The sequence below is a fragment of the Fluviicola sp. genome (genome assembly GCF_030151805.1).
Lineage (GTDB): Bacteria > Bacteroidota > Bacteroidia > Flavobacteriales_D > Crocinitomicaceae > Fluviicola.
In genome coordinates, this window is the sequence record NZ_JASLCN010000321.1 from 1 (window position 1) to 7,321 (window position 7,321).

6 protein-coding genes are annotated in these 7,321 nt (G+C 41.7%); 5 read left to right on the plus strand and 1 reads right to left on the minus strand.

The window, feature by feature from the left end; genetic code table 11:
• Positions 1 to 483 precede the first annotated feature (483 nt).
• From Q1V93_RS12245 to Q1V93_RS12260, 4 genes are all read left to right on the plus strand, one after another.
• Positions 484 to 1,374 (plus strand): ATP-binding cassette domain-containing protein, encoded by an 891-nt coding sequence (locus tag Q1V93_RS12245; RefSeq protein WP_300665089.1) that lies wholly within the window; start codon positions 484 to 486, stop codon positions 1,372 to 1,374.
• Positions 1,371 to 2,168 (plus strand): ABC transporter permease subunit, encoded by a 798-nt coding sequence (locus Q1V93_RS12250; protein ID WP_300665091.1) that lies wholly within the window; start codon positions 1,371 to 1,373, stop codon positions 2,166 to 2,168. Before Q1V93_RS12245 ends, Q1V93_RS12250 begins: the two co-directional genes overlap by 4 nt.
• 103 nt (positions 2,169 to 2,271) lie before the next feature.
• On the plus strand, positions 2,272 to 3,678 hold the full coding sequence (mnmE, locus tag Q1V93_RS12255; RefSeq protein WP_300665093.1) for a tRNA uridine-5-carboxymethylaminomethyl(34) synthesis GTPase MnmE: 1,407 nt from the start codon (positions 2,272 to 2,274) through the stop codon (positions 3,676 to 3,678).
• 195 nt (positions 3,679 to 3,873) lie between these two features.
• Entirely contained in the window at positions 3,874 to 4,449 is a 576-nt protein-coding gene (locus Q1V93_RS12260; RefSeq protein ID WP_300665095.1) for a hypothetical protein, read from the plus strand.
• A 34-nt stretch (positions 4,450 to 4,483) separates the two neighbouring features.
• On the opposite strand, the gene Q1V93_RS12265 is transcribed toward Q1V93_RS12260, so the two are convergent.
• Positions 4,484 to 5,626 (minus strand): T9SS type A sorting domain-containing protein, encoded by a 1,143-nt coding sequence (locus Q1V93_RS12265; RefSeq protein WP_300665097.1) that lies wholly within the window; start codon positions 5,624 to 5,626, stop codon positions 4,484 to 4,486.
• Between the two features lie 438 nt (positions 5,627 to 6,064).
• Here Q1V93_RS12265 and Q1V93_RS12270 point away from each other — a divergent pair, with 438 nt between their 5' ends.
• Positions 6,065 to 7,129 carry an META domain-containing protein gene (locus tag Q1V93_RS12270; RefSeq protein WP_300665099.1) on the plus strand — a complete coding sequence of 355 codons (1,065 nt, stop codon included), beginning with the start codon at positions 6,065 to 6,067 and terminating at the stop codon, positions 7,127 to 7,129.
• The last annotated feature ends 192 nt before the right edge of the window (positions 7,130 to 7,321 follow it).

Genomic DNA, 7,321 nt, shown 5'->3' on the forward strand with positions numbered 1-7,321 from the left:
AATTACGAATTACGAATTACGAATTACGAATTACGAATTACGAATTACGAATTACGAATTACGAATGATTTCACTTATGTGAGAAGAAGGGTGGGCTGAAGGAGCCAAGAGTCAGGGCAGAGAGAGCTAAGGGTTAAGACCCGGACAGTCCGGATTTTGAGAATAAAATCGGGTTGTTTAGACTCAAAAATGCAGTAAACGGGCTAAAATCGGTTGTTAAATCTATAACACTTTGATACTATCGTCATACTATATCCATACTGTTAGGTGGGAGTACCCGTACTTGACCCATATATGAAGGTCGGAATTGGTGTTTTTATGTGACTTGTCTTTTCGGAATGATGTTTTACAAGTGTGTGAAGCGGGGAGGATTATGAGTTGTTCGGCATTTGTAATGTGACATTCGTAATTCAAAATAGCCTCTTGTACTAAAATTTAGCTTTCAATTGCGGGTTTCTTGTAGCTTTACGAAAAACAGTACTTATGTCTGACATTATTCTTGAAGTTCGTGACCTGGATAAGAAATACAAAGATGTACATGCTCTGGGTGGAATTTCATTCAAGGTTCAAAAAGGGCAGATCTTTGGTATTCTTGGTCCGAACGGAAGTGGAAAAACCACCACTTTGGCCATTCTTCTCGGAATTCTAAAAGCAAATAAAGGTTCGTTTTCCTGGTTTGGAAACGGACAGGAGGACTCCAACCGTTTGCGGATCGGTGCGCTTTTGGAAACACCGAATTTTTATCCTTATCTGAATGCAATTGACAACCTGAGAATTGTTGCGAAGATTAAAAACCTCACCGATCCGATGTCTGCTATTGAAAGCGTATTGGAACGTGTAGGTTTGTCGGAACGCGCCAAATCCAAGTTCAAAAGTTACTCCCTGGGAATGAAACAGCGCCTTGCGATTGCTTCGGCCTTGCTTTCCGATCCGGAAGTCCTGGTATTGGATGAACCGACGAATGGTCTGGATCCGATGGGAATTGTGGATATTCGCCGTTTGATTCTGAAGTTGAAGGACGAAGGAAAAACCATTGTCATTGCTTCGCATATCCTGGACGAAATGGAAAAGATTTGTACCGATGTGATTATCATGCGCAAGGGGAAAATCATCCGCGAAGGGAAGCTGGCAGAGATTACCCAGGATAAGGAGCATATTTTAATTCACAGCAGTGAATTATCGAAGGTGAAGGAATTATTGATGCCTTCTATTTTGCGCATCATCAGCGAACAGGAATCATGGATCGAATTCACGAGTGATCTGAGTAGTTTGGACATCAATAAGAAACTGGCGTTGTCTGGTATTTATTGTGAAGAGATCTTCGTGAAAAAACAATCATTGGAACAATCATTTATAAGCCATATTGAAGCATGAAAAAGTTAATTCAAATCGAGTGGATTAAGATTAAGAAACTCACTTCTGTTAAGGTTATTCTGGCCGTTTACCTGGCAATGATTCCGCTGTGGATGCTTGGATTGAATGAGTTTTTTGAAAGTTTGAACAAATCACTCAAATTATTTCCGACTTCGGAAACCATGTATTCCTTCCCGAATATCTGGGGGTTTATCACGTATTCAGCAAGTTACTTCAACCTGCTATTGGCTGTTGTTGTGGTTATTCTGACGACGAATGAATTTTCCAACCGGACTTTGCGGCAGCACATCATTGATGGATTAACTAAAAAACAGGTCATTGTTTCGAAGTTTATCGTGGTGTTCCTTTTGTCGGCACTCGCAACTGCTTATGTGTTTTTGATCGGGACAATCTTCGGATTATCACAGGGAAAAGGGCTTGATTTGTACACCAACGTTCATTTTGTAGGACTGTTTTTTGTTCAGACTCTTTGTTATTTCGGGCTGGCATTCTTTTTATCCGTTTTTTTGGTCAGACCTGCAATTACGATTGTTCTTTTCTATGGAGTGGTGTTTGTTGAGACAGTATTCGGCTGGTTTTTACCTGAGAATATTTACGCGTTCATGCCGATGAATAATATTTCGAAATTAACGCCGCTTCCTTTTTTCAAAGAGATTTTTGTGACGAACCCGGAAGCGAAACATCATGGTGCGTTTTACATCCTGGATCTTTGGCAAGTGGCTTTGCTTTCGTTGTTTTACATGATGATTCTGTATGCAATTGCATTGTATCGCTTAAATCGCAGGGATTTATAAGATTTTTCTGAGAGATCAGTAAAGGAAACGCCGGTCTGTCCGCATTCAATCAAACTCCTGTTGAATGCCGATGGATCGGCTTTTTTCTTTGTAACTTTGCACCATGAGTGTTTCTCCAAAAACCATTTGTGCGTTATCAACGGCTCCCGGAATGGGGGCAATTGCATTGATCCGGATGTCGGGTAAGGATGCGATTTCTATCCTGGACCGGATTTCGGGTAAATCATATGCTGATGCAGCTTCTCACAGCGCGCATTTTGTGCGTTTGAAGAAAGCGGATGGTGCTGTTTTGGATGAGGTTGTTGCGACGATTTTTCATGAAGGACATAGTTTTACCGGAGAAAACACGGTGGAAATTGCTTGTCACGGATCGGTATTTATTCAGCAGGAAATCATTAACCTGCTTTTGGCGAATGGCTGCGAATTGGCGCAACCCGGAGAATTTACCATGCGTGCATTTCTGAACGGAAGAATGGATTTGAGCCAGGCGGAAGCGGTGGCGGATCTGATTGCTTCCGAATCGGCACGTGCGCATGAAGTGGCAATGAACCAGATGCGCGGTTCTTTTTCCAGTGAATTGACGGATTTGCGCGAAAAACTCATTCATTTTGCCTCATTGGTGGAACTGGAACTCGATTTTGCGGAAGAAGACGTGGAATTTGCCGACAGAACGGAATTGCTTGCTTTGGTGACCGAAGTTCTGGCGTATGTTCGCAGACTGATCCAATCTTTCGAATTGGGAAATGTGTTGAAGAACGGAGTTCCCGTAGCACTTGTAGGCGCACCGAATACCGGAAAAAGTACGCTTTTGAACCAGCTTTTGGGTGAAGACCGTGCAATCGTGAGCAATATTGCCGGAACAACCCGTGATGTGATCGAAGAGATTTTGAATATCGACGGGATTTTATTCCGCCTGATTGACACGGCCGGAATCCGGGAGGAAGCAGCGGAAGAAATTGAAGCATTGGGAATTCAGCGTTCCCTGGATAAGATCAAACAAGCCAAAATTGTGTTGATGCTGAGTGATTTCAGTGCCGATCAGTCTTCGGAGGAAGGGCATTTATCCATGAATTCGGAAGAAACGGGTCGTTGGGCAGATGAACAGGCGCAAACATATCCCGGAAAGCACTTCCTGGTATTGGGAAATAAATACGACCTGCGTCCGGATCAATTGAACAATCCGTGGATATTTGAAACGCCTTTTTTGCCCATCAGTGCGAAGAACGGAAGCGGCATCGGGGAATTGAAGAAATGGTTGTCGGCTCAGATTCTGGGTTCTTTCAATACGCAATCCGATACAATCGTTACGAACGCGCGCCATTTGGATGCTTTGCAAAAAACCGAAGATTCCCTGGAGAAAGCAAAATGGGGTTTGGAAACCAATATTACCGGAGATTTTGTCGCAATGGATATCCGCCAGGCGATGTTCTGGTTGGGAAGTATCACCGGACAAATCTCAGAAGACGACCTGCTGGCGAATATTTTCAGTAAGTTTTGCATCGGGAAGTAACTACTACGAACCCAAAAGATCTATGCATATGATGCCAACGTACCATTAAATCCTTGTAAGCCTAATGGGAATATGGATATTACTACGATTGTCTTTTGCATTCAATCACCCTCGTACTTCGTGCCATTCTAGTGAGTTTTTTCTATGCGATTCAGAAATAAAAGTTATCTTTTTTTGTAATAAACATTTCATATTATGAAAGTATTTGTTTTACTACTTGGCATTCTGTTTCTTTTAAGTTGCTCAAATGAGAGTAATGACAATGAGAATGAAAGCCTGCTGAATCGTCTAAATGAGAAGGATCGGTCGACAAAAACGTTTGAAACCTACTTTGCTAATATGGATAGTACAAAAGCCGGTGAAAGTATAGGTTGCGCAAATGGAATTTATAAATTGATTAACAACAGGTACGTTCTTCACATTACTTCTGACCTCCCGGTTCAGTTCGATAGTTGTTATTCCGTTTCTGTAGGTTTGAACGATCGTGTAAACATTGAACTTCTGGTATTTGATAATAAAGACGCTTCTTTTGCGAGTATTTGTACGGACCTTGTAAATGTAAACAGTCCGAAACCAACACAAACATGGCCCGCTAAAAGTGGACTCTTCGTTTTAGGATATAGTAATCCGGCTGTACTTCATGGAATACCGATGCGGCAGACCAGTATTTACGTCAATGAACTCATATTTATTAAACCGCAAACTGGTGAACATATTCGAATTGCAAGAGAACTCATTTGGAAAGTAGCTGATCTTGGTACTCCTGGTTGAATATCCCCGTTTCGACTATCAATTGAATCAGTTTTCAATTCTTAATCACTTTACCGGAGCCAACAAGCTGACCGGATTCATTCGTAATTTTTAAGAGATACATTCCATTGGAAAGCTGATCCGATAAATCCAGTTTCAGTAAATTATTTCCTTGTTCCAATTGAAATTGGTTTTCGAATGAAACTCCCAATACAGAGATAAAACTGACTTCATACAAACCTCTTTTTGGGGCATTGATCCGGATTTCCAAAAGTCCATCTGTTGGATTCGGAGAAAAGGTGATGCCATTGAGTGCGATTGCTTTGATGGAAATCGGATTGCTGAAGGAATAGTTTCCGTCGAAGTCGATTTGTTTGAGACGATAATAAGTCAGGTCTGCAGCGGGTTCCCGATCCAAAAAGGAATAAGAAAGCAATTGAGCGGAGTTACCCGCACCTTTTTGAGAACCGATGGTTTTCCATTGGGTTCCGTCTATGCTGCTTTCAATTTCAAAATGACTGTTGTTCCGTTCGCTGGCTGTTTCCCACCAAAGTGTATTTCCCGAAGTGCCGGCTTCCCCGTCAAAAGTCAGTAATTCGATCGGCAGGGAAACATTGGACGTGAACTGAACTTCAAAAGGACAGCAATCTCCTTCAAAACCATCCACCATGAGGTAATAAAATTTTCCGCTTGTTAATCCGGAAACGGTGGTGCTGACGCATCCTTTCGGATTTCCGCAGGAGCTGCAATCCGTTCCGCTGAGTTGTTTCAGGCAGTAATAACCGTTTATTGTTCCTGACCCGCAAGTTCCGATTCCGTTTGCTGTCGGGAAATTAAAAATCAAGGCCTGAATGCCGGAAGCCCCGATGATACTTCCTTTGTTGGTGCATCCGGGCATGGTGCAGATCGTGAGACTTACGGAAGATGCTGTTGCCTGGAATAGGTAGAAACTGTTATTTTCAACCGTTTGTTTGGCGACGGAGCTGCAGAATACATTGCTGTTCTTGAACCACAAGGCGTCGTTAGCCGTGTAGCTACAGGTATTATCGCAATATACGCCGTTAAGTGCCACAACAGGAGCTGTTGCACAATCGTCACTTGCTGAGGGTGGTCCGGAAGTGCAGGGAGGCTGCCCGAAGTTTGTAAAGGCAATAAGCAAACAAATAAGTGTTATTCCGGAGGGGATCGAATTTCTCATAGCATTGTTGTCTGGTGAAACTTGTAGTATGAAAGCATTCAGGCTTTTACTAAATGCTTTCAGCGAATATTCAGAATCTTTTTGAAGTTTCATTCAAAAAGGGTCGGATGTGGCGTTGAATTTGACCTATATCAAAAAAAGAATAGCTGTGAATGAGCAGGAAGAATGTTTGTGATTGCAGGTGTTTTGTTTTCCGATACTTTCAGCGTACAGGTTTTTCAATTCCTGATTCTATGATCTTTATCCTTCCCCTTTATCCCTCCTTCGTTGGTTTAAACAATGAATGTTTTTTCGCTTCACTAACTATTTTGTGCCTTATAATAAAATGGCTCTTTACAGGTTGTTTTGTTTACTTCCCGACAAAAATTGGCGGATACTTTTGACACAAAATCTGGGTTTGGCTTGGAATTTGATTTATCTTTCGAAAAAATATACAAGATGAAAGGTTTTTTAATTGTTGCCTTGAGCATTTTCGGATTGACACCACTTAGTTTCAGTCAGAAAAAGATTCGGATGGTTGTGAAGGAGGAGTGTGTTCCATGTCGTCGGATGATGCCGCAAACGTGTTTTCAGGTTCAGAAAGATGGTTCCAAGACCTGGGAATTGTTTTATGAGCGTATTGCCGGATTTAATTACGAGCCGGGAAACAGATATGTGATTGATGTGATCGAATCGCCACGCCCGGAACCGGTTCCGCAAGATTTGTCGAAGTACATTTACAAACTGGATAAAATCATTTCAATTACGCCGAAAATTATCGGGGATGAAGGTGCTGTTTACCGTGCAATCCGCATGAATGGAAAAGATCTGACAAATGCACATGTCTCCATCTCATTTGACAGTGTTTTTAAACGCATTTCAGGGAAGAGCGGCTGCAATGGTTTTTTCAGTGCAGTTGTATTGAACAAAAAGCAAACTAAAATTTCGGTGAAGGCCGGTGGTTCCACCTTAATGGCTTGTCCGGATGCAGAAATGGCAATTGAAAAAGAATTTTTGAGTTCTGTTTTCGAGAAAACATTTAAGATTTCCCATAAAGATGGAAAGATGGTCTGGACTGCGAAGAAAAAGGAAGTATTGGTGTTTGAGCTTGCGATGAAGCCGAACCCGGAAGATCCGGCTGCTGTTTCGGGCGGAAGACCGGAGAAAACACCGTGGAATTACTTTAACCAGCAAGAAATGAAATTAATTCAGATGGATGGTGTTTCCGTTAAAGATTCAAAAGCAGGAATTAAAATGGATATGGCTACGAATTCTTTCACCGGAAGTAATGGCTGTAACCGCATTTCAGGAACAATGGCTACAACCCGGAATACGGTTGAGTTTTCACACATTATGTCGACAAAAATGCTTTGTGCGGATGACCTGGTTGCAACCACTGAAAGACGCTTTATGGAGATCCTGAACAGCAAGGGTTTAACTGTTGATTTTGCAGAGCAGGTCTTGAATGTTTATGATTCTACCGGGAAATTGGTATTAATGTTTGCTGTAGACGCAACCAAATAAAAATTTTAGAGTTTTAAGTTCAGTTTTCATATATTTATACACCAAAAAATTTTTACTATGAAAAAACTAATCAAAATTTCTGCGTTTGCAACATTGGCATTTGTTGGGGCACTGGGAATTCAGTCATTTACTTCGGCGACTTCAAATTCTACGGAGAAAGTACTTGGAAATATTGAGTTTAAGGTTATTAAT

Bases quoted from the DNA above. Each gene is read 5' to 3' on its own strand.
- Q1V93_RS12245 (WP_300665089.1), top strand. From the start codon at position 484: ATGTCTGACATTATTCTTGAAGTTCGTGACCTGGATAAGAAATACAAA.
- Q1V93_RS12250 (WP_300665091.1), top strand. From the start codon at position 1,371: ATGAAAAAGTTAATTCAAATCGAGTGGATTAAGATTAAGAAACTCACT.
- mnmE (WP_300665093.1), top strand. From the start codon at position 2,272: ATGAGTGTTTCTCCAAAAACCATTTGTGCGTTATCAACGGCTCCCGGA.
- Q1V93_RS12260 (WP_300665095.1), top strand. From the start codon at position 3,874: ATGAAAGTATTTGTTTTACTACTTGGCATTCTGTTTCTTTTAAGTTGC.
- Q1V93_RS12265 (WP_300665097.1), bottom strand. From the start codon at position 5,626: ATGAGAAATTCGATCCCCTCCGGAATAACACTTATTTGTTTGCTTATT.
- Q1V93_RS12270 (WP_300665099.1), top strand. From the start codon at position 6,065: ATGAAAGGTTTTTTAATTGTTGCCTTGAGCATTTTCGGATTGACACCA.